Below are 21,443 nucleotides of genomic sequence, written 5' to 3'. Positions count from 1 at the left end.
TCCTTCTGCTCATCCTTGTCTCTATTCCCTAAATGATTTGAAAATCCTCTATACTGAGTGTAAGGAGGGATCATGATGACGGAAAAAGAGAAGATGATTCGTGGTGAATTATATTTAGCTGGTGATGAGACGCTCGTTAAAGATCGGAAGCATGCCCGGCGATTGACCGAGCGATTCAATCGTTCCGGGATTGATGATTTGACTGAACGGAAAGAAATTCTTAGTGAGTTACTTGGTTCGACGAAAGAGTCGTATTACATCGAACCGAACTTCAAATGTGATTACGGGTACAATATACACTTGGGTGAACGATTCTATGCGAATTTTGACTGTGTCTTTCTAGACATCTGTCCCATCACTTTCGGGGATGACTGTATGCTTGCACCAGGTGTACATATCTATACAGCGACACATCCGATTGATCCGATTGAGCGCATTTCTGGGTATGAGTTTGGAAAACCTGTGACAATCGGGAACCGAGTATGGATCGGTGGAGGGGCCATCATCAATCCGGGTGTGACGATTGGAGATGAGGCAGTTATCGCATCTGGTGCAGTCGTCACAAAAGATGTGCCACCACGAACGGTTGTCGGAGGAAATCCGGCGCGCGTGATCAAAACAATCGACTGAGAAAAACTCCTGAACATGAGGTTCAGGAGTTTTTTACGTGACTTGTTTCTATAAAATGCTGAATTGCTGTATGTGCAAGCTGAAGTGCTGCTTCGTTACCGATGGTCACTCGAATGCCCGTCGGTTGTTTCGACGTGTGTACGTTCAATGCGGTCAAATGCGTCCATACCGCTTCAGGTTGCTCGAGTTCGATGTACAAAAAGTTTGTCGAGGCAGGTAGGACATGACCAATTGAATTAAATGCGGATGCCCACTTTTGACGCATCTCGTCATGCCATTCGATTGTTTCTTGAAGATAAGTCGCATCTTTTAAGAAGATGTTGCAAATCTTTGCACTCACCCCGCTAATGTTGAACGGTGGGATGAATTGACGGAAATAGTGTGCGAGTTCGTTGTTTGTCACCATGAATCCGATTCGTACGTTTGCCAATCCAAACGCTTTTGACATCGTGCGAAGCACGATGAGATTCGGATGGTTTGCAATGAACGGGATCATGCTGCCATCCGGTGTGAAGTCCATATACGCCTCGTCCACCACGAGGTACGGAACGAGTGAGGCGAGGTGCGTCAATTCTGCTACAGTCCATAGTTTCCCGGTTGGATTGTTGGGGTTCGAGAGAAGAAGAAGCTTCGGATGATGCGTCTCGATTGCCTCTACAATTGCCTCATATGATAAATCAACGGCTTGAACATGTTGCCCGTGGGCGATGGTCGTAAAGATGGGATACATCGAAAAGTCAGGTGCCGGGGACAAGACGATGTCATTTGGTGCGAGCAATGCTTGCGTCACGACATGAATCATCTCATCACTCCCACAACCAACGAGCAGTTGCTCAGGTGTCACACCGACGTACGCAGCGTAGCGTTCGAACAATTCATTGATCGGTTCGACCGGATATTCGTGTAAGTCATGATACGTCAACGAATCAAGCTGGCTCTTGATTCGGTCAGGTAACGGGAACTGACTTTCATTTTGATTTAACCGATGTCCCGTCGGATAAACGACGGGATAGATCGGCAGCTTGACTTGTCTCATTCAGTCGGCTCCATCGAGAACCATTTTTTCACCAATTCATCGATGTCGCCCGACTCCATCATCTTGTTCAATTCTTCGTTGAACTGGTCGCGTAACTCATCATCTAATTTGAAGGCAGCAGCTGATCCTTTTTCGCCATCCTCTTTTAAAGCGAATGTATAGAAGCTGTCGTCTTGATCGAGATACTTTTGTGCGACCGTGTCTTCGATGACCATTGCATCGATTCGACCTGTATTCAACTCTTGAACGATTTCAGGGATCTTGTTCAACGATACGAGTTCAGCGTCAGGCGCTTGTTCTTTTGCGATGTTTTCTTGAATCGAAGCCGTTTGGACACCGATTTTCTTACCAGACAAATCTTCGATTGCCTGAAGCGACTCATCTTTTGTCATGATCAAGTTTGTCGCGGAAAGATAGATGTCTGAGAAGTCTGCGTTCTCTTTACGCTCTTCTGTTGGTGTCATCCCTGCCATGACAAAGTCGACACGCCCGCTGTTCAAGGCCCCGAGTAAGCTACCGAAGTCCATGTCTTCAATCTTCAATTCGTAACCGAGACGTTCTGTAATCGTCTCCGCGATTTCAATATCAAATCCGACAATCGCATCCCCGTTTGCCGTATCGACAAATTCATATGGGAAATAATCGGCGCTCGTCCCCATGACGAGTGTTTTTTGCTCTGTCGCTTCACCTTCTGTTTCTTGACTACATGCACCGAGTAAAGCCGCGCTCAACATAAGTGTACCTGCTAATAACCATTTTTTCATATGTGTATAATGCCTCCCTGTTGTAGATGAGACTAAGTGTATATGTATAATTATTAATTGTAAAGCATAAAAATACAAAAAATACTAAAAAGAGAAACGCTTTTGAAATGAAAGCGTTTTAAATTGATTTCAAGTAGTTTCTGACTGCTCGTGACGATTTCAAATGAACCAAATTCGGTTGCTTTGGATGTTGTTGAATTTGTCGTAACAGTTGTGGCCGTTGAACGTTAGGAAAATTCCAAACCCATTTCAGAAATGCGAAATCGAGCTTTTCCTCACAGGATGTGCCCATGTCGGGCCGTGTCGTCCCACGGTAACGGGCAACTCGTTTGAGGACGCGATATACACAGACGATACGTGGAAGATCGATTAAAATAACGGTATCTGCTGCCTGCAGTCGTAAATCAAGCGTGTTCCTGAAGTTTCCGTCGATGATCCATTGATCTTTCTTCACGAGTTGCTGTTGAATATCGATTCGTTCCTCTCTCGGTGCCATCACCCATCCCGGTCTCCACATGAGAGCATCCAAATGATAAACATCAAGGTGTAATCGTTCCCCGAGTTGACGGGCGAGGGTGGATTTACCCGCACCACCAGAACCGATGATCATGATTCGTTTTATTTTGTGATGATGGTTATGCGGCAAGCTGCTCATTTATTCTTGTTCATCCTCCAATACAATCCATTTTTTCAATTGATCATCCTCTTCATAAATGACACGGACATCCATCTGTCCGATGACGAGGCGTTGTTCCGAACTGAACATGACGATCGGATAGTTCGTTGACACGGGTTTGTCCGTCTCGAAAATAGGGCTATGCGCCTGCATCGCGTAATACCCGTCCGACCTCGTGTTGGCAGCCCCTGCATCAATCTGTGTCACATGTTCAAATCCTCTCAGTCTGAGCACATAACTATAAGACGTTCTCGCTCCTTGCTCGAGACGCCATTCTTCGATGATGGCTGATTTGTCGTCCACCGATCGCTCTTCTAGCACTTTCTGTACCGTATACTCTTTTTCGTAAGGAATCATCTCCTGGATGCTGACGACGGTCATCGTCGCGAGCTTGAGCGATTCCTCGGAAGGTGGGGTAATCAGTATACCAATAAAGATGAGGATAGGAATCAATAAATAAACCATGACACGACTACGCATTTTCATCACCTTACCTTTTCAGACTGTAAACTATTTCTGCACAAGAGAATCAGTTCCCTTCAAAAGAACGCTGGAATCTCAAAAACCGATTCATTTCTTCAATTTTTTAAAGGAGCAGGTATGATACAGATAGGAGGGATGTACATGAAAATCGGGGTCATAGGTGGAGGTGTTGCGGGCTTGACGGCAGCTGCGCTCGCGCAACAAAAAGGGCATGACGTTATTGTTTTGGAAGCGTCGCGTGAATGGGGAGGGTGTGCCGGCAAGTTTCAACGGGGTGACTACTTGTTCCCGGCAGGAGCGACGCTCGGAATGGGATTTGAAAAAGGTGGAGTCCATCAGCGTGTCCTTGAGAAATTGGACGAATCGGTCGAGGTCACTTTATTGGATGAGGTGATGGACATTCATCTGCCTGACGTCACCCTCACTTACTATCGCGACCGAGAACGTCTGCTTGATGAGCTCAGTCATGCGTTCCCAGAGAACCACGAGGCAATCCATGCGTTTTATCGTGAAGTGTGGGGTGACTTTGAGAAGATTCGTCCGTTGTTTCAAGAGTTGCCGGCACTTCCGTTTCGCACGACATCGGATATGGTATACGCAATGAAGGGGTTCCGACCGAACCAACTTACCGCGCTCCTGAAACTCCAGCGGCCACTCGGTGACACGTTAGCTCGTCATGGACTAAACGGTACGATGTTTGAGCGATTTATCGATGGAGTCCTGCTCGATAGTTTGCAGACCGGTGCGAAAGAAGCGAGTCATTTACTCGGTGCAGTGGCGCTGTCGGTCTATCACGAAGGAGCGTACTATGTTGAAGGCGGCCTGTATCAATTGGCTCATGCGTTAGAGCGCGCCGTCCGAACGTTTGGTGGCGAGACGAAATTAGGGAGAGACGTCCAGTCCATCGAACGAGTGACGGATGGATGGCTCATCACCGATCGAAGAGGACGACTTGAACTGATCGATGTGATTGTTTCCGCCATCCCGATTGAGCGGACGAGCGAACTTCTCAAAGGACAGGAACAACGACGCTTCAAACGACAATATCGAAGACAGTTGAAACAGTCGCAATGGGGCACGTTCAGCCTCTACCTCGTCTTGCCTGAGGATGTCTGTCAACAGCAACCACTATTTCAACAAATCTATCACGAGCGATTACCGAGTGGGCATGCGTTCATATCCATGTCGGCGCCGGATGACGTGTTGCGCACAGAAAAACCGGAACGGACCATTACGGTATCCACACATATCGATTTATCAGAATGGCAGCATTGGAAAGACCGGGCGGCATATGAGAAACTAGAACAAGATTGGACCAATCGTCTCGTCGACGTCGTCGCAACTGCATTTCCCGATTGGGACCGTGAGTCGTCACTTCTCCTTCCTGGTGGACCAGGGGCATGGGTGAAGTATACGAAGCGTCCACATGGTGCAGTTGGGGGATATGCCCAGACACCAAGCCAGGCGTTGTTCCGTGCCGCAAGTTATCGCACTGACTTGCCGAACTTTTATGTATGCGGGGATACCGTATTTCCAGGGGCGGGGACGATTGGCGCAATGACGAGCGGGTTACATGTTGCCCGAGCACTCGGGGTGACGATTGATTAGGGGGATATTGATGAAGAAAAAAACATTTGATGAACTGACAACATTGGAATTGTATCGCTTACTGGCGCTACGGACTGAGATTTTCGTCGTCGAACAGAACTGTCCGTATCAAGAAATCGATGGAAAAGATGAACAAGCCATCCACTATTGGATCGAAGAAGATGGAGAGATTGTCTCTGCCCTTCGTGTTTTGACGGAAGCCTCTCCAGTCGCCGTCGGACGTGTCGTCACGAAAGCGACGCATCGAGGGAAAGGTCATTCTCGTAAGCTGATGGAAGCTGCAATTAAGGATTTTGGTCATGAGACGCTCTATCTTCAAGCTCAGACGTATGTGGAACCTTTTTATGCTTCGTTTGGCTTCAAACGGACGAGTGATGTGTATCAAGAAGATAGTATTCCACACGTCGATATGTTACGAGAATCAACGAATCCCGCTAGTACCGTTTCCGAATCGTTCATGTTAGAATGAGAAAGAACATTCACGTGCCTTTGAGCACGATTACATCATAGACATAAAGGGGTTTACAATGGTGACCGATCAACAAGTAATTGCAAAAGCAAGAGAATTGGCAGATGTATTAGCACAAACACCAGAAGTGGCGCGTTTCAAAGAAGCGGAAGCGAAAGTGAACGGAAGTGACCGCGTACAGACGTTGATTAAACGAATCAAATTCTTACAAAAAGAAGCCGTCAACTGTAAGCACTACGGCAAGACGGAAGCACTTGCGAAAGTCGAGCAGAAGATCGATAAGGCGATGGAAGAACTCGATTCAATTCCGGTCGTTCAAGCGTTTCAGGAAACACAAGTCGAAGTGAACGATTTGCTTCAATACGTGACGGTCACGCTCGCGAACTCCGTAACGGATCGCATCATCGAATCGACGGACGGAGACGTCCTTGCAGGGAAGACAGGGAGCGGCATGGCGGCTGAACAAGCACGCGGCGGCTGCGGATACTAAAACGACACAGCTGGCCGATGGTCAGCTGTTGTACTTTCTAGAGGTGAATTAACATGCAAGAAGTCCATCAGACACCAATGATGAAACAATATTTCTCCATCAAGGCAGACTATCCGGACGCCTTTTTATTCTATCGACTCGGTGACTTTTACGAGTTGTTTTTTGAAGATGCGCAAATTGTCGCGAAAGAGTTAGAGCTCACGCTCACTTCTAAAAATGGGAAACAGGCTGAGCATCCGATTCCAATGTGCGGCGTCCCACACCATTCCGCGGCAATCTACATCGAACAGTTGATCGAAAAAGGTTTTAACGTCGCCATCTGTGAACAGACGGAGGATCCGAAGGCAACGAAAGGGCTCGTGAAACGGGAAGTCATCCAAGTGATCACGCCAGGTACATACATGGCGTCACTCAGCGAAAAAGAGAACCGATATCTCGTCGCCATCTCAGACGTCGCGGGACGTTTTGGGATTGCTCGAGGTGACGTGACGACGGGGGAATCGTGGTTGACGACGCTCTCGTCAGAAGAGGCCGTCTTACGAGAAATCGAAGGATTGCTTCCGAACGAGGTCATCGTCGAAGACGAACGACTCGCTGACTTGTTACGACAGACTGGGATTCCTCTTTCGATTCAAGTGGACAAGCGGGATAGTCCACTCGCACAAGGTGCGAAAGACGAGGCGCAGCGCTCGGCATTTGAGTTGCTTTTCGCCTATTTGACGAAAACACAGAAACGTTCGCTCGATCACTTGCAACCAGCTGTCGCCTATGAGGTTGAACAGCATATGCAACTCGACGCCAATACGGCCCGAAATCTTGAACTGTTCCGTTCCGCTCGTTCGGGAGAACGGAAAGGGTCACTTCTCTCACTCCTTGATGAGACGACGACGGCGATGGGCGGCCGTTTGTTGAAGCGCTGGCTCGAACAGCCGCTCTATACAGAGCAAGGCATCAAAGAGCGACAGGACGCCGTGGAGAACTTAGTGGACGACTTCATGTTGCGCGATCAACTACAGGAAGAGTTGAAGCGAGTCTATGACATCGAACGCCTTGTCGCGAAAGTTGGGTACGGGACAGCGAATGCGCGAGATCTCGTCCAACTTCGCGACACGCTCGAGCGGATGCCTTCTGTCCGGTCACTCTTACAAACAGTGAAAGCGGATCGCTTGCAGCAAATCGAACAGAAGCTCGACTCGTTCGAGACGTTGAGTGAACAGCTCCGGACTGCCCTCGTCGACTCACCTCCGATCTCGACGAAAGAAGGCGGGATGATTCGTCACGGGTATTCAGAAGAGCTCGACGAACTACTAGAAGCGAAAGCGAACGGAAAATCGTGGATTGCCAACCTCGAACAACAGGAACGTATCGCGACCGGCATCAAGTCGTTAAAGGTCGGTTATAACCGCGTATTCGGTTACTACTTGGAAGTGACGAAAGCGAATGCGAAACTGCTCGAAGAAGGGCGTTATGAGCGGAAACAGACATTGACGAATGCGGAACGATACATTACGCCTGAGCTAAAAGAGAAGGAAGCCCTCATCTTGGGAGCGGAAGAGAAGAGCTGTACGCTCGAATATGACTTGTTTGTCGCACTTCGAGAAGAAGTGAAGACGTACACGAAGGCTCTTCAGCAATTGGCCCGTTCACTCAGTGAGTTGGATGTGCTCCTCGCCCTTGCCGTTGTAGCGGAAAGACGAGAATATGTACGCCCGAAAACTACATCGCACGTACAAATCGAACGCGGCCGTCACCCTGTCATTGAGACGGTCTTGCCGCGAGGTGAGTATGTCGCTAATGACTTGACACTTGACGACACACGTCAAATGTTACTCATCACCGGACCGAACATGTCCGGTAAATCGACGTATATGCGTCAGTTTGCGTTGATTGCGATCCTTCATCAAATCGGTTCATTCGTCCCGGCAGAAGCAGCGGAACTCCCGCTCTTTGACCGCATCTTTACACGGATCGGTGCGGCGGACGATTTGGTGAGCGGACAGTCGACGTTCATGGTCGAGATGACCGAGACGCGACAAGCCGTCACCGAGGCGACGAGCAATAGTCTGATTCTATTGGATGAGATTGGTCGGGGGACGTCGACGTATGACGGGATGGCACTTGCACAGGCGATTGTCGAGTATATTGCCTCAACAATCGGAGCGAAGACACTCTTCTCGACGCACTATCATGAACTGACGGTGCTCGAGGATTCGATTCCGACACTTGAGAATGTTCATGTTCGGGCGATTGAGCGGGATGGACGAGTCGTCTTCCTTCATGAAGTGCATCCAGGACGTGCGGATAAATCGTATGGGATTCACGTGGCGGAATTGGCTGAACTTCCGGATTCATTGATTGACCGGGCGCGGACCATCCTGTCAGAACTCGAATCCGAAGCAACGAAACCTGTCTTAAACGAGCAAACTGCTTCACCTCAAGTGGAAGAAGTCAGCCAGTTGTCGCTGTTCGAGTCGAATGACGCTGTTCGAGAACAGCTGCTCAAACTCGATCTATTGGCAATGAATCCAATCGAAGCGATGCAAGCGCTCTACGAACTGCAACAGACCGCAAAGAAAGGGTGAGTCGATGGGAATCATTCGAGAGTTACCGGAACAACTCGCGAACCGAATCGCAGCCGGGGAGGTCGTCGAACGACCGGCTTCCGTCGTCAAAGAATTAGTCGAGAATGCGATTGATGCGGGAGCGACGAAAGTGGACGTCGACTTACAAGAAGCGGGCATTCGTCTCATCAAAGTCCGTGATAACGGACACGGGTTCCATGAGGAAGACGCAGCCCGAGCCTTCTTACGACATGCGACGAGTAAGATTCGGGACGAGCACGACTTGTTTCGCATTCGGACGCTCGGTTTCCGTGGGGAAGCGCTCGCCTCGATTGCGTCGGTCAGTCACGTCTCGTTGAAGTCTAAACGAGCAGATGAAGACGGTTTTGAGATGGTACTTGAAGGCGGTGTCGTAAAGGAGACGAATCCAGCGGCGACGAACGTCGGGACCGAAATCGCGGTCAGTCAGCTCTTCTTCAATACACCGGCACGGCTGAAATATTTGAAGACATCGGCGACGGAACTCGCGAGCATTACCGATACGTTGAACCGTTTGGCACTGTCTCATCCAGAGATTCGCTTCACCGTCTTTCATGAAGAGAAAGAACTGTTGCGAACGAACGGGAATGGAGACTTGAAGCAAGTCATGCTCGCCATCTATGGTCGCCAAGTCGCCGCACAAATCGTCACGGCATCGAGTAAGACAAACGACTATACGCTGAGCGCGCATCTCGTGCGCCCGGAAGTGACTCGTTCGAACAAACAATACGTGACCCTCATCTTAAATGGGCGAAGCATCAAGAACTTTGCACTGACACAAAGTGTGCTCGAAGGCTATCATACGCTCTTACCAATCGGTCGCTATCCGATTGCTGTGCTCGAAGTGAAGATGGACCCGATGTTGATTGACGTGAACGTCCATCCGACGAAGCGTGAAGTGCGCTTGTCGAAAGAAAAAGAATTATGTCAGCTCATTCGAGAGACCGTTCAATTGACGCTCCGTGAGCAACGTCTTATTCCGTCTGTGAAACAAGAGCCAAAACCAAAACGAGAGACACCGTCCGAACAATCGAAACTCGACTTTTCGATGGAACCGCAACCTAAACAAGTAGACACGGTCGAGTGGAATTATCCGATTCCTCGCGAACGAAAAGAGTCGATCACGTCTCCTTCCCAATGGAATCCGGCACCGCTCGTTCATGAACCAGAGCCAGAGATGCTCCAGGCAGAACAGGTTGAGGAACCCGTTCGTCAGTCCGAACGTCTTCCTGCGCTAGACGTCATCGGACAACTGCATTCGAGTTATATCATCTGTGGAGCGGAAGACGGGATGTACGTGATGGACCAACATGCTGCCCAGGAACGCATCAAGTATGAATTGTTTTATGAGCAGTTAGGACGTCCGGAAAAAGAGTATCAACTCCTGTTGATTCCGTTGACGTTAGAGTTTACACAGGAAGAGACGCTCGCCATCGAAGAAGTGCTCCCGCTTCTAGCGGAAGCTGGCATTACGTTAGAACCGTTTGGGGGAAACACGTTCCTCGTGCGCGAGATTCCGACATGGTATCCGCAACATGACTTAGAGGGTACAATTCGTGATCTAGTGGAGATGGCGATTCAACAACGCTCGATTGACATCGCGAAATATCGTGAGGAAGCATCAATCCTCATGGCGTGTAAACGGTCGATCAAAGCGAATCATCCACTCAATATGGACATGATGCGACAATTGATTGAAGATCTTAGTCGAACGACGTCTCCTTTCACTTGTCCGCACGGTCGTCCGATTCTCGTGAAGTGGAGCACGTACGAACTCGAGAAGTTGTTCAAACGCGTCATGTAATCGTCTTGTTACCTTGTTTTAATACGATGTAACGTTTATTTACGAGTCCTCATGGGAAAACTATACACATGTCACTCAACGCATCGAGGTTGAGAGGTGGCTTTTTCACTGCCTCACCCTCAAGATGTCGACATGAAATGTATATCCATGTAGGAGGAAAAGAAAATGACGAACAAACTTCAAGTATCAAAACGAGAATTACGCCCACGGTCACTACGCACGAAGTTGCGTAACGAAGGAAAAGCGTTAGGAGTTGTCTATGGTTACAAAGTAGACAGCACGCCAATCGTTTTTGACGAGATGGACCTTCGTAAAATTCTTCGAGACCACGGTGACAACGCCTTGATTGAACTACATTTCGATGGAAACAAGATTAACACGCTCGTGCACGGATCAGAAACAGATCCGTTCACAAACTTCTATCAACACGTCGAATTCATGGCTGTGAAGATGGATGAAGAGACAGAAGTCGAAGCGGATATCGCCCTCGTCGGCGACGCGAAAGGCGTCAAAGAAGGCGGATATCTCGCTCAGTCGCTCTATAAAGTGACGGTTTCTGCGACACCTGCCAACATCCCTGAACGCATCGAACTTGACGTGTCAGACCTCGAAATCGGTGACTCGGTGACGGTAGCGGATCTTCCAGAAGACAAATCGTACACGATTGTCTCTGAACCAGATATGCACATCGCCTCTGTGAATGAGCCGGTTGCTGAGGAAGAGGAAGAAACGACTGAATCAGAGGAAGGTTCTACTGAGGAAGAAGCTTCTGAAGGATCTTCTGAAGAAACAGAAGAATCGACTGAGGATAAAGAATAATTGTAGAAAAAGTGCTTCGAGAAATCGAAGCACTTTTTCTTTGTCACAAATCCGCCATATGTAAACGATTACGATGTGAACACTCTGTCAAATCCTTCTAGAGGTGATTGCCAACAGAGACTGTACAGTTTATATTGTTAATGATTTCACATATTAGAACTGATACTTTCCTATTTAACTATTCAGAAAGAAGGGTTTGTGACATGGCATCAATGGAAATCCATGCACTCGAATCATTACGGAAAAAAGCACAAGCTTCCTCGCAAATGATTCATTATCGTCCAATGGAATACTTTTTACGGGCAATGTTAGCCGGGATCTTTATCGGCTTTGCTTCAATCTTCACGCTGAAAGTCGTCAACGGTATGTATTTAGCGGAATCTCCGTTCACGACACTCATTGGGGGCTTCTCGTTCGGGATTGCGCTCGTCATGATCATCTATGGGGGAGCGGAGTTGTTCACGGGAAATACGATGTATTTCACGACATCGACACTTCGCGGCTATACAACGCTCAGCGACACGATGCTCGTCTGGTTGCTCTGCTTCGTCGGGAACGCACTTGGGGGAATCCTATTCGCGTTGCTACTTGCACCGACTGGCGTCATCCAAGAGCTCGGGATGAACAACTGGCTGTTCTCAGTCGTCGAGGGAAAAATGCATCACACGACGGTCGAAATTTTCTTCCGCGCCATCTTCTGTAACTGGATGGTCTGTCTCGCCATTTTCTTACCGAAACAAATGAAAAATGAATTCGCTCAAATCTTCTCGATGATTTTCCTTGTCGCCGTCTTCTTCGCTTCAGGATTCGACCATGTTATCGCCAACTTCGTCTTGTTCGCCTTGACGCTCGTCGTCCCACACCCTGAGACGATCAGTATGGCAGGTGCAATCCACAACTTGATTCCTGCGACGTTCGGTAACATTATCGGCGGCGCCCTCTTCATGGGAGCCATCTATACATGGCTCAACTCAAAAGGTCTCCGTGAGGCACAAGAATTAGAGGAAGAAGTTGAATTAAAAGTCGTCAAAGCTGCTAAATAAATGACGTTTGTCACAAATAACGTTGGGCCTTGTCTTACCGAAGACGAGGCTCTTTTTTGTCGTATGCTCACACGTAAACTGTCACAATATCGACTCGTGACCATTAAGAAAAATACGTGTCATAATCTATATATAGGATTTTAAAAACGTTTGTGAATGTTTTTAATCCATATATAGTGAGGTGATGGGTTTTGAAATTACTGCAGTTGTATGAGGATGTCTGCGTCTTACCAGACCAAGACTTGGTACAAGAAAATGCGAATGTGGACGGAAAGTCCCCACTTGGGAAACTAGCACGACTCTCTTCAGAAGTGTCGAAAGAATTGTCGCAGACATATTTGATGTCGGAGCGCTCAAAACAGGCCGTCACTGATAACTATTTATACGTGCACGACGCCGACTATTACATCACAGGATCGACGACATGTTGTCAAATACCACTCGGTCAATTATTAAAAGATGGATTCCATACGGGACATGGAACGATCCGGTCGCCAAAGGACATTCGCTCCGCCATGGCGCTCGCGTCCATCATCCTTCAAGCGAATCAAAATATGCAGCATGGGGGTCAAGCGTTCCCGATGTTTGACGTCGATTTGGCACCATACGTCGAGAAGACATATGAGCGCCAATTGAGCAGACTCCAATCACTCCCTGTTGACTGGGACAAGACACAATTGGAACAACTCGCAGAGGAAGAGACGATTTCGGCGACATATCAGGCGTGTGAGGCGTTCATTCATAATGCGAACTCGATGCATTCACGAGGTGGCGGTCAAGTCCCGTTCGTCTCGATCAATTACGGGACAGATACTTCAAAGTGGGGACGCATTCTCATTCGTGAGCTACTTCGTGCCACGGAACGGGGATTAGGGAATGGGGAGACCCCGATTTTTCCCATTCAAATCTTTAAAGTAAAAGAAGGCATCAACTTCAACGAGGACGACCCGAACGTCGATCTTTTTCGTGAAGCGTGTCGCGTCACAGGCAAACGACTATTCCCGAACTTCTCCTTCATCGATGCCCCGTTTAATGCCGCTTACTATGATGGGACACATGAATCTGAAGTGGCGTATATGGGTTGTCGCACTCGGGTCATGGGAAACCGACACGGAGAAGAGACATCAGTCGGTCGTGGCAATCTTTCCTTTTCCACACTCAATTTAGTGAAGATGGCACTTGTCTCTGAATCACTAACTGACTTTTACCGCATTCTTAACCGATATATCGATATCGGCATCGAACAATTGGTTGAACGATTCGAGTATCAATGCACGCGTCGCGCTGAAGAGTTCCGTTTTCTTTACACACAAGGTGTCTGGCGCGGAAGTGAGCAGTTACATATACATGATGAGGTCCGAGATGTTTTGAAACAAGGAACGCTTTCCCTCGGCTTCATCGGACTCGCCGAAACGTTGAAGGTGTTGACGGGCAGTACACATGCCGAGTCGCGTGAAGCGGAACGACTCGGTCTCGATATCGTCACGCACTTAGCTGATCGGATGCGAGCGGCGGCCGAATCATACGATTTGAATTTCTCGTTACTTGCGACACCGGCGGAAGGACTGTCAGGTAAATTTGTGACGAGAGATCAGGAAGCGTTCGGCATGATTGACGGGGTGACGAATCGTGCTTTTTATACGAATTCCTTCCACATACCGGTATATCAAACCGTGTCCATCCGCGAAAAAATCCGGATCGAGGCACCGTATCACGCGTTGTGCGATGCGGGACACATCTCCTATGTCGAAGTCGATGGCTCACTTGCCCATAATGCGGAAGCGGTAGAATCGATTGTTCGCTTGATGCGTCAGCATGATATCGGCTACGGTTCCATCAATCATCCCGTCGACCGATGTGGGAATTGCGGGCTTGAAGGATTAATTGACGCGGCTTGTCCGACTTGTGGAGAAGATGAGAAAATCGAACGAATCCGTCGTATCACTGGCTATTTGGTCGGGACGATGGACCGCTGGAATACGGCGAAGCGAGAAGAAGAAAGGGCGAGGGTGAAACACGATGCGCATTCTATCCGTCGTTGAAGAATCCGTCGTCGATGGACCGGGGATTCGAACGGTCATCTTTACTGCTGGCTGTCCTCACCACTGTAAAGGTTGTCACAATCCTTCCTCATGGAATCCAGCCGGAGGTGAGGAAATCGAAGTGGATGAGATTGTCCGTCGCATCAAGATCAGTGGTTGGGACGGCGTGACCATCTCAGGTGGCGAACCGTTTCTTCAATCTTCAGAGTTAGCAAAACTCGTCATGGCATGTAAGTCGCTCGGTAAAAATGTGTGGGTGTATACGGGCTATACGATGGAACAGTTGGTAGCGATGCACGACGAAGCCGTTCAAACCGTGTTAGACTACGCCGATGTGCTCGTTGACGGTCGCTTTGAGCAGTCGCTACGAGACATGGGACTCCGCTTTCGGGGATCGAGTAATCAACGAATCATCTTTTTGAATAAAGTGTAATCGAGGCAGAGATGTCTCGATTTTTTGTATAATGATAAAAAAAGGGGGATTTTTGATGAAATGGTGTAGTTTTGACATGCAAGAAGAGCAACGAGTAGGGATCATCGAGGGCGATTTCGTCTACGATGTCAGCAATCAAGTACATACGACTAACTTATTAGAAGTGATTGCGCGAGAGTTCGAACCGGATATTGATTTAGACGTGGCGCCCTCTTATCGAGTGACGGACGTGAAATTGCTTGCCCCGTATCGACCGTTGAAAAATGTGATTTGTATCGGGAAGAACTATGAAGAACACGTGAAAGAAATGGATACGGCGGGAGCGGGGAAACTCGTCATCTTCACGAAAGCACCAACCTCAGTCGTCGGCCCGGACGCTGTCATCGAGCGCCATCCGGAATTGACGGACAAACTCGACTATGAAGGCGAACTCGCCGTCATCATCGGAAAGTCGGGACGAGACATCGAATCGGTCGAAGAACATATTTTCGGATACACGATTCTAAACGATGTGACGGCACGGGATGTGCAAAAAGAACATGTCCAATTTTTCCGTGGTAAGTCGTTCGATACGTTCTGTCCGATGGGACCGTTCATCGTGACGCCGGACGAGCTTCAGTTTCCTCTCCGAATCCAAACGAATGTCAACGGGGAGACGCGCCAAGACGGAACGACGGCCGATATGATTCGTCCGATTGACGAGCTCATTCGTACGTTATCGAAAGGTATGACGCTTGAAGCGGGTGACATCATCGCGACAGGAACGCCAGCCGGAGTCGGGCATGGAATGACACCACCGACCTATCTTCAAACGGGGGACACCGTCGAAGTGACGATTGAAGGTCTCGGCACGCTACGAAATGTGATTGTCTGAATGAAATGACGCAAAATGTGAAGAATCTTGTAATTCATTTATCATTTTATAAATGAGTGTTCCTCTTCGTTATAGTAAGGGTAGAAGATAACACAGAGGAGATGAATCATTATGGATCGTCACGATCAATCAAATGAACACGATCAATTACATGAATCAGAACAGCAAAAAGATTGGTTAGATACAGAACTCGGTTCATCCAACCGAGAAGAAGCAAAAGTACGAACACAGACAAAACCTTCATTCGTCAACCGCATGTTCCCAGGACTTGTCGGTGGGGTCATCGGGGCATTGCTGACGGGCGCAATCGCTTATCCGTTTATCGACCAACCCGCAACGAATGTGAGTGATACGAACGTGACCTCGCAAGGGACTCCGGTCCAGACGTCATCAAATGTGTCTGACTCTTCAGTCACGAATGCCGTCGCAACTGCTCAACCTGCCGTTGTCACCGTGAACAACTTCGCCCAAACCGGCTTCTCGAGTGAAGCGGTCGAGGCTGGAGTCGGTTCAGGGGTCATCTACAAAAAAGAAGGTGACTCGGCATTTATCGCAACGAACCATCACGTTGTCAACGGGGCAGACAAGCTGACGGTCACGTTTAATGACGGGACGACAGCGGAAGCGACGCTCATGGGCAGTGACGCGACGTATGACTTGGCGGTCTTGAAAGTGGACGCTGACAAAGTACCGGCAGTCATCTCAATCGGAAAATCGAGCGAATTGAAACCTGGACAAACGGTCATCGCCATCGGGAATCCGCTTGGACAATTCGAGAACTCCGTGACACGCGGTGTCGTCTCATCGACGTCACGTCTCGTCCCGGTAGATACGGATGAGAACGGACAGGCTGACTTCAACGCTGAGGTCATTCAAACGGATGCGGCCATCAACCCAGGTAACTCGGGTGGTGCGTTAATCAACGAAGAAGGACAACTCGTCGGAATCAACTCGATGAAGATTGCGACGGCAGAAGTCGAGGGAGTCGGATTCTCGATCCCGGTCGACATCGCCCTTCCGCTGATCAATCAAATCGAACAGACGGGAGAAGTGAATCATCCTTCGCTCGGCGTATCGCTACGTGATGTGTCAGAGTTCCCTCCAGGTTACTTGACGGAACAAATCAATTTACCTGAATCGGTAACGGCGGGAACGATTATCGTAGAAGTTCAACAAAATAGTTCAGCCGCAAAAGCGGGTCTTAAAGCGCGTGACGTCATCGTGAAAATCAATGACAAAGAGGTCAGCTCGTTCATCGACCTCCGTAGTGAATTGATTCGGGACACGGACGGAACGGTCGACATCGAATATGTCCGTGACGGAAAAACGGAAACGGTTCAAGTCGAGATTCAAAACGCAAACGGTTCTGCATTGTAAAAGGTGGGCAATAAGCCCGCCTTTTTTGCTATGCTTATACAAAAGGAGGATGAGATATGGTACGAAATTTATATGGGGTGTTACTATTCGGTGCAGGAATTTTACATTTTGTCAGAGAGAAGGCGTTCATGTCGATTATTCCGAAGTCTTGGCCGTTCCGCCGCTTGATGGTGCAACTGAGCGGGGTCGTGGAAGTCGTCTTCGGCGCAATGCTCTTACTAAACAAAGGGACGACGTTCGTAAAGCGGACGCTACCGGCATTCTTTATCGCCGTCTTCCCAGCCAATATCAACATGGCCGTCAAACCTTCTAGAATCGGTGGGAAAGTCATTCCGAAATGGATCACATGGGGACGACTCCCGCTTCAATGGGTTTTGATCAAAGGTGTCAAAAAAATATAAAGGTGTGGAGATACATATGACAAACGTATTGAAATGGTTTGAACATTTTCATGCACATCCAGAAATCAGTTGGAAAGAAGTCGAGACGACTCGAACAATTGCTTCGATTTTATCAGACTGGTCGATTCCGCATCGGACGTTTGAGGATGTGACCGGAGTGATCGCGGAGATTGGATCGGGTGAAGACGTGATTGCAGTCCGCGCCGATATCGATGCGTTATGGCAACAAGTGGACGGCACGTTTCGTGCGAACCATTCATGCGGGCACGACGCGAACATCAGCATGGTACTCGGTGCCCTCGAGCAGTTGAAGGACGAGGCGTTACAGAAACGAATCCGATTTATCTTTCAACCTGCCGAAGAGCAAGGGAATGGTTCCCTCGCCATGATCGAACGTGGGGCGTTAGAAGACGTGACGCAACTGTTCGGGATTCATTTGCGTCCACAAGAAGAGTTGAAGAAAGGTCAATACGCTGCGGCGATTCAGCATGGTGCAGCCTTCTTCTTAAAGGGAGAGGTGATTGGGGATGATGCGCACGGCGCAAGACCGCATCAAGGGCAAAACGCACTCGATGTCATCTTCACGATTCAACACATGCTCAAAAGCATTTACTTATCACCGTTTGAGCCACACTCCGTCAAGTTGACGAAAGTACACGCCGGGAGTGACAACATGAATATCATTCCAGGAAATGCGACGTTCTCGATTGATGTTCGCGCTCAACAAAATGAGGAATTGCTCGAACTGCGAAATCGTGTCGAAGACATTTTACTCCATGTTGGTCAGTTTCATCGTGTGACATTGGAGTGGGAGTGGCAAGACTTCACACCGGGAGCGGTCGTTGGGGAACAGTCGAGTCAAATTGCGAAGCAGGCGATCGAGCAACGCTTCGGTCAGTCGGCTCTCGTCGAGAGGATTGTCACGTCAGGTAGCGATGATTTTCATTTTTATACCGTTGAGAAACCGACGCTTGATGCGACGATGATTGGAATCGGCGCTGATTTAGGTCCAGGTCTTCATCATCCGCACATGACGTTTGACCGTGACGCGTTAGAAAATGGGGCACGCCTGCTTGCGGATGCGCTCCGAATTGCAGCAACATAATTCAGGATGAGTGTGATAGACAGATGTCTGTCCACTCATTTTTTTATTGCATCAAATAAGTGTAAGCGCTATCATGACGTTATTAGCGACAATATAACGACAATTCTGAATTTTCGCTATAGGGGAGGAAGTTAGATGGAAACAACGGGGAACAAGCAAGACATGAAACTAGGGTGGGCGCTCTTACCACTTGCCGTGATGATTGTCGTCATGCTCATCTCAATCGTCAAACTCGGACAAGGACCACACATCCCGCTCATCGTCGGGACGGCGGTCGCTTCGCTCGTCGCCTGGCGTCATGGGTTCAAGTGGAAAGAGATTGAAGAGATGATGTATAAAGGGATTCGTCTCGCTTTACCGGCAGTCGTCATCATCATTTTGGTCGGATTGACAATCGGTGCTTGGATTGGTGGGGGAATCGTTGCCACGATGATCTATTTCGGACTGAAGATCATCTCGCCGGCATACTTTTTGTTAACGATTTGCCTCATCTGTGCGGTCGTCGCGCTCTCGATTGGGAGTTCGTGGTCGACGATGGGTACAATCGGTGTAGCAGGGATGGGGATCGGGCTGAGTATGGGGATACCAGCGCCGATGGTTGCGGGAGCCGTCATCTCTGGTGCTTATTTCGGGGACAAGATGTCACCATTGTCAGATACGACAAACTTGGCGGCAGGATTGACTCATACAAATCTATTCGTACATATTCGACACATGCTATATACGACCATTCCGGGACTCGTCATCGCGCTAGGGGTATACGCTTGGCTTGGTAGACGGTTCGCAGATTCGACGACGGACTCGTCAGAGATCACACAGACGCTTAATATTCTTGAAGATAGTTTTGTCATCTCTCCATGGTTACTCGTCGTGCCGCTCGCTGTCATTTTGCTCGTCGCAAAAAAAGTACCAGCGATTCCAGCACTCGTCGTCGGGATTGCACTCGGTTTCTTGGCTCAAGTGTTCATCCAAGGCGGGTCACTTTCAGACAGCGTAGGTGCTCTTCAAAGTGGCTATGTCATTGATACAGGTAATGAATTGGTCGATAACCTCTTCAGCCGAGGCGGTCTTGATGCGATGATGTACACGGTCTCCATGACAATCGTTGCGATGACGTTCGGTGGAATTTTAGAATATTCAGGTATGCTTCAATCGATCATGAATCAAATCTTGAAGTTGGCGAAAACAGCAGGCTCGTTGATTGCTTCAACGATTTTGGCTGGGATTGCGACAAATGCGACCTGTTCGGAGCAGTATATCTCGATTGTCGTCCCGTCACGTATGTTTGCAGGGGCTTATGAAAAAATGGGATTACAATCAAAAAACTTATCTCGCGCACTCGAGGACGGTGGAACATTGACATCGGTGTTCATCCCGTGGAATACGTGTGGGGTATTCATTCTTGGTACGCTCGGGGTTGGGGCATTCGAATACGCGCCTTACGCCGTCTTAAACTTTATCGTACCGGTCATTTCGATTCTGTATGCCTTTACGGGATTCACAATCGAGCGCATGGCCGTCATTCAGCAAGAAGAGTCAGTTGTGAAGCAAGCAGCCCAATAAAACAATTCCCGGTCGTCAATCGACCGGGAATTGAAATTTATAGACGGTGCGCGGACGACCTTGGCTGTAGCTCATCTCTTCGCCAATCGGATGAACGAGTTTTGCATCAACCAATTTTTTGATGAGTCGCTCTGTCGTGCGACGGGTGACTTGTAAGTAATCGGTCAACTCTTTAGCCGTGAACTCAAGTTGATCGCGTGAGAAGTGGATGAGTTTTTCGATATTGGTCGGACTCATACCGGTCTGTTTCATCATGTCGTAGACACGTGTTTGCGTGACGCGATAGTGAATGGGTGAGGGTTGATCCGAGAACATAAGTCGCTTCGAATCATCGACGATGCGCATCTGTCGTTCACTTTCTGCATAAAGCGCGAGTCGTGCATGGTCGAGAGCGCGCTGATAGTCTGAGCCATATCCGATGCCGACATGGACAGACGAGGGATTCGGTAAAACAACACCATTTGAAATAGCGGTCTCAATTTTGCCTTTATTCGATAAGATTGTGACCCCCTCTTCATTCGATTGTAGCAACTTGCCACCGAAGAATTGTTGGTCAGACACGTGTGCTAACGTCTCTTCACTCGAATTCGAATACTGAAGAATAGCAAACTGAGACTGATTTGATTTTTGCAATCGAATCTGTTGAAGAAAGTCATTAAAGTGGTGAAGAATCCTCTCTTTCGGTTCAATCATGAGTTGACTCCGATAGCCGTCGGTTCTTAACCGGCGATGGATTTGCTCGACACTCGTCAAAGCGAATCGTGTCGTCCCATTTTCTTGAAGTTGTTTATGAAAGGCAATCAAGTCCTCGAAATTCATGTTTGGATGAATCTGTTTCACTTGCGATTGCGAGATACGAGTGGGAAATGGCTCTAACACCGATGCAAGTCGTGATGAGTCGACGAGGTCAATCGATAGATGTTCAAGCTCGACGTGTTGCGTCAACGTCATATATAAGAGTGAAGTCAATAGGACGACATCATCTTGAACGACATGATGTGCATACGGGAGGTTCGCCTTCTCCATCGCGTACGTATACGGAAATGAACCGGAGAAGAAAACACCGTCAAAAAAGTGTAGTTGATGGGCGATGTCTTTCGCTTCGCGTGGGTCATCATAAGGAAACCCTTCAATCCGGACATCGGGTAAGGAAGAACCATTTACAATATGTTGAATAAACGCTGGTGAGCCGACGACGGCGATATGGATGGACATTACAAAATCCC

20 protein-coding genes are annotated in these 21,443 nt (G+C 48.5%); 15 read left to right on the top strand and 5 right to left on the bottom strand.

Annotation, left to right across the window (positions count from 1 at the left end):
- Positions 1 to 75: 75 nt before the first annotated feature.
- A complete protein-coding gene (locus PJK55_RS04030; protein ID WP_274665082.1) occupies positions 76 to 630 on the top strand; it encodes a maltose acetyltransferase domain-containing protein in 555 nt (184 codons plus the stop codon).
- A gap of 22 nt (positions 631 to 652) precedes the next feature.
- Here the strand turns inward: PJK55_RS04030 and PJK55_RS04025 are convergent, their stop codons facing one another.
- The 4 genes from PJK55_RS04025 to PJK55_RS04010 all read right to left on the bottom strand — a co-directional run bounded on the left by PJK55_RS04025 (position 653) and on the right by PJK55_RS04010 (position 3,592).
- Positions 653 to 1,666 carry a pyridoxal phosphate-dependent aminotransferase gene (locus PJK55_RS04025; protein ID WP_271304912.1) on the bottom strand — a complete coding sequence of 338 codons (1,014 nt, stop codon included), beginning with the start codon at positions 1,664 to 1,666 and terminating at the stop codon, positions 653 to 655.
- Positions 1,663 to 2,430: a transporter substrate-binding domain-containing protein gene (locus PJK55_RS04020; protein ID WP_271304911.1), complete on the bottom strand. Its 768-nt coding sequence runs from the start codon at positions 2,428 to 2,430 to the stop codon at positions 1,663 to 1,665. Before PJK55_RS04020 ends, PJK55_RS04025 begins: the two co-directional genes overlap by 4 nt.
- 118 nt (positions 2,431 to 2,548) lie before the next feature.
- Entirely contained in the window at positions 2,549 to 3,052 is a 504-nt protein-coding gene (locus PJK55_RS04015) for a DNA topology modulation protein (protein WP_271305268.1), read from the bottom strand.
- Positions 3,053 to 3,085: 33 nt separating this feature from the next.
- Positions 3,086 to 3,592 (bottom strand): hypothetical protein, encoded by a 507-nt coding sequence (locus PJK55_RS04010; RefSeq protein ID WP_271304910.1) that lies wholly within the window; start codon positions 3,590 to 3,592, stop codon positions 3,086 to 3,088.
- A gap of 138 nt (positions 3,593 to 3,730) precedes the next feature.
- On the opposite strand from PJK55_RS04010, the gene PJK55_RS04005 reads away from it, so the two are divergent.
- From PJK55_RS04005 to nhaC, 14 genes are all read left to right on the top strand, one after another.
- Complete coding sequence (locus PJK55_RS04005; RefSeq protein WP_271304909.1) at positions 3,731 to 5,197, top strand: phytoene desaturase family protein; 1,467 nt, start codon at positions 3,731 to 3,733, stop codon at positions 5,195 to 5,197.
- A gap of 10 nt (positions 5,198 to 5,207) precedes the next feature.
- The gene (locus PJK55_RS04000; RefSeq protein ID WP_271304908.1) at positions 5,208 to 5,666 is read left to right on the top strand and encodes a GNAT family N-acetyltransferase; all 459 of its coding nucleotides are present in this window, start codon (positions 5,208 to 5,210) and stop codon (positions 5,664 to 5,666) included.
- Positions 5,667 to 5,724: 58 nt separating this feature from the next.
- Positions 5,725 to 6,156: a RicAFT regulatory complex protein RicA family protein gene (locus tag PJK55_RS03995; protein ID WP_012726155.1), complete on the top strand. Its 432-nt coding sequence runs from the start codon at positions 5,725 to 5,727 to the stop codon at positions 6,154 to 6,156.
- Between the two features lie 53 nt (positions 6,157 to 6,209).
- Entirely contained in the window at positions 6,210 to 8,738 is a 2,529-nt protein-coding gene (gene mutS / locus PJK55_RS03990) for a DNA mismatch repair protein MutS (RefSeq protein ID WP_271304907.1), read from the top strand.
- Positions 8,739 to 8,742: 4 nt separating this feature from the next.
- Complete coding sequence (mutL, locus tag PJK55_RS03985; protein WP_271304906.1) at positions 8,743 to 10,560, top strand: DNA mismatch repair endonuclease MutL; 1,818 nt, start codon at positions 8,743 to 8,745, stop codon at positions 10,558 to 10,560.
- A gap of 165 nt (positions 10,561 to 10,725) precedes the next feature.
- Complete coding sequence (locus PJK55_RS03980) at positions 10,726 to 11,379, top strand: 50S ribosomal protein L25/general stress protein Ctc (protein ID WP_224860806.1); 654 nt, start codon at positions 10,726 to 10,728, stop codon at positions 11,377 to 11,379.
- A gap of 212 nt (positions 11,380 to 11,591) precedes the next feature.
- The gene (locus PJK55_RS03975; RefSeq protein WP_074035310.1) at positions 11,592 to 12,422 is read left to right on the top strand and encodes a formate/nitrite transporter family protein; all 831 of its coding nucleotides are present in this window, start codon (positions 11,592 to 11,594) and stop codon (positions 12,420 to 12,422) included.
- Between the two features lie 191 nt (positions 12,423 to 12,613).
- Positions 12,614 to 14,464 carry an anaerobic ribonucleoside triphosphate reductase gene (locus tag PJK55_RS03970; RefSeq protein ID WP_271304905.1) on the top strand — a complete coding sequence of 617 codons (1,851 nt, stop codon included), beginning with the start codon at positions 12,614 to 12,616 and terminating at the stop codon, positions 14,462 to 14,464.
- Entirely contained in the window at positions 14,442 to 14,897 is a 456-nt protein-coding gene (gene nrdG, locus PJK55_RS03965) for an anaerobic ribonucleoside-triphosphate reductase activating protein (RefSeq protein ID WP_271304904.1), read from the top strand. The genes PJK55_RS03970 and nrdG overlap by 23 nt, the downstream gene beginning before the upstream one ends.
- Positions 14,898 to 14,952: 55 nt before the next feature.
- Complete coding sequence (locus tag PJK55_RS03960; protein WP_271304903.1) at positions 14,953 to 15,771, top strand: fumarylacetoacetate hydrolase family protein; 819 nt, start codon at positions 14,953 to 14,955, stop codon at positions 15,769 to 15,771.
- Positions 15,772 to 15,882: 111 nt separating this feature from the next.
- On the top strand, positions 15,883 to 17,148 hold the full coding sequence (locus PJK55_RS03955) for a S1C family serine protease (RefSeq protein WP_271304902.1): 1,266 nt from the start codon (positions 15,883 to 15,885) through the stop codon (positions 17,146 to 17,148).
- A gap of 56 nt (positions 17,149 to 17,204) precedes the next feature.
- A complete protein-coding gene (locus PJK55_RS03950) occupies positions 17,205 to 17,549 on the top strand; it encodes a DoxX family protein (RefSeq protein ID WP_074034557.1) in 345 nt (114 codons plus the stop codon).
- A gap of 16 nt (positions 17,550 to 17,565) precedes the next feature.
- Positions 17,566 to 18,654, top strand: a complete 1,089-nt coding sequence (locus tag PJK55_RS03945) for an amidohydrolase (RefSeq protein ID WP_271304901.1) — start codon at positions 17,566 to 17,568, stop codon at positions 18,652 to 18,654.
- 135 nt (positions 18,655 to 18,789) lie between these two features.
- Positions 18,790 to 20,217 carry a Na+/H+ antiporter NhaC gene (gene nhaC / locus PJK55_RS03940; RefSeq protein WP_271304900.1) on the top strand — a complete coding sequence of 476 codons (1,428 nt, stop codon included), beginning with the start codon at positions 18,790 to 18,792 and terminating at the stop codon, positions 20,215 to 20,217.
- 15 nt (positions 20,218 to 20,232) lie between these two features.
- Here the strand turns inward: nhaC and PJK55_RS03935 are convergent, their stop codons facing one another.
- Positions 20,233 to 21,432 carry a hypothetical protein gene (locus PJK55_RS03935; RefSeq protein ID WP_271304899.1) on the bottom strand — a complete coding sequence of 400 codons (1,200 nt, stop codon included), beginning with the start codon at positions 21,430 to 21,432 and terminating at the stop codon, positions 20,233 to 20,235.
- Positions 21,433 to 21,443 lie beyond the last annotated feature (11 nt).

The organism is Exiguobacterium sp. MMG028, assembly GCF_027947425.1.
GTDB lineage: Bacteria > Bacillota > Bacilli > Exiguobacteriales > Exiguobacteriaceae > Exiguobacterium > Exiguobacterium aestuarii_A.
Note: the sequence above shows the minus strand (reverse complement) of the source record. Positions and strands in the feature narration are given on the sequence as shown.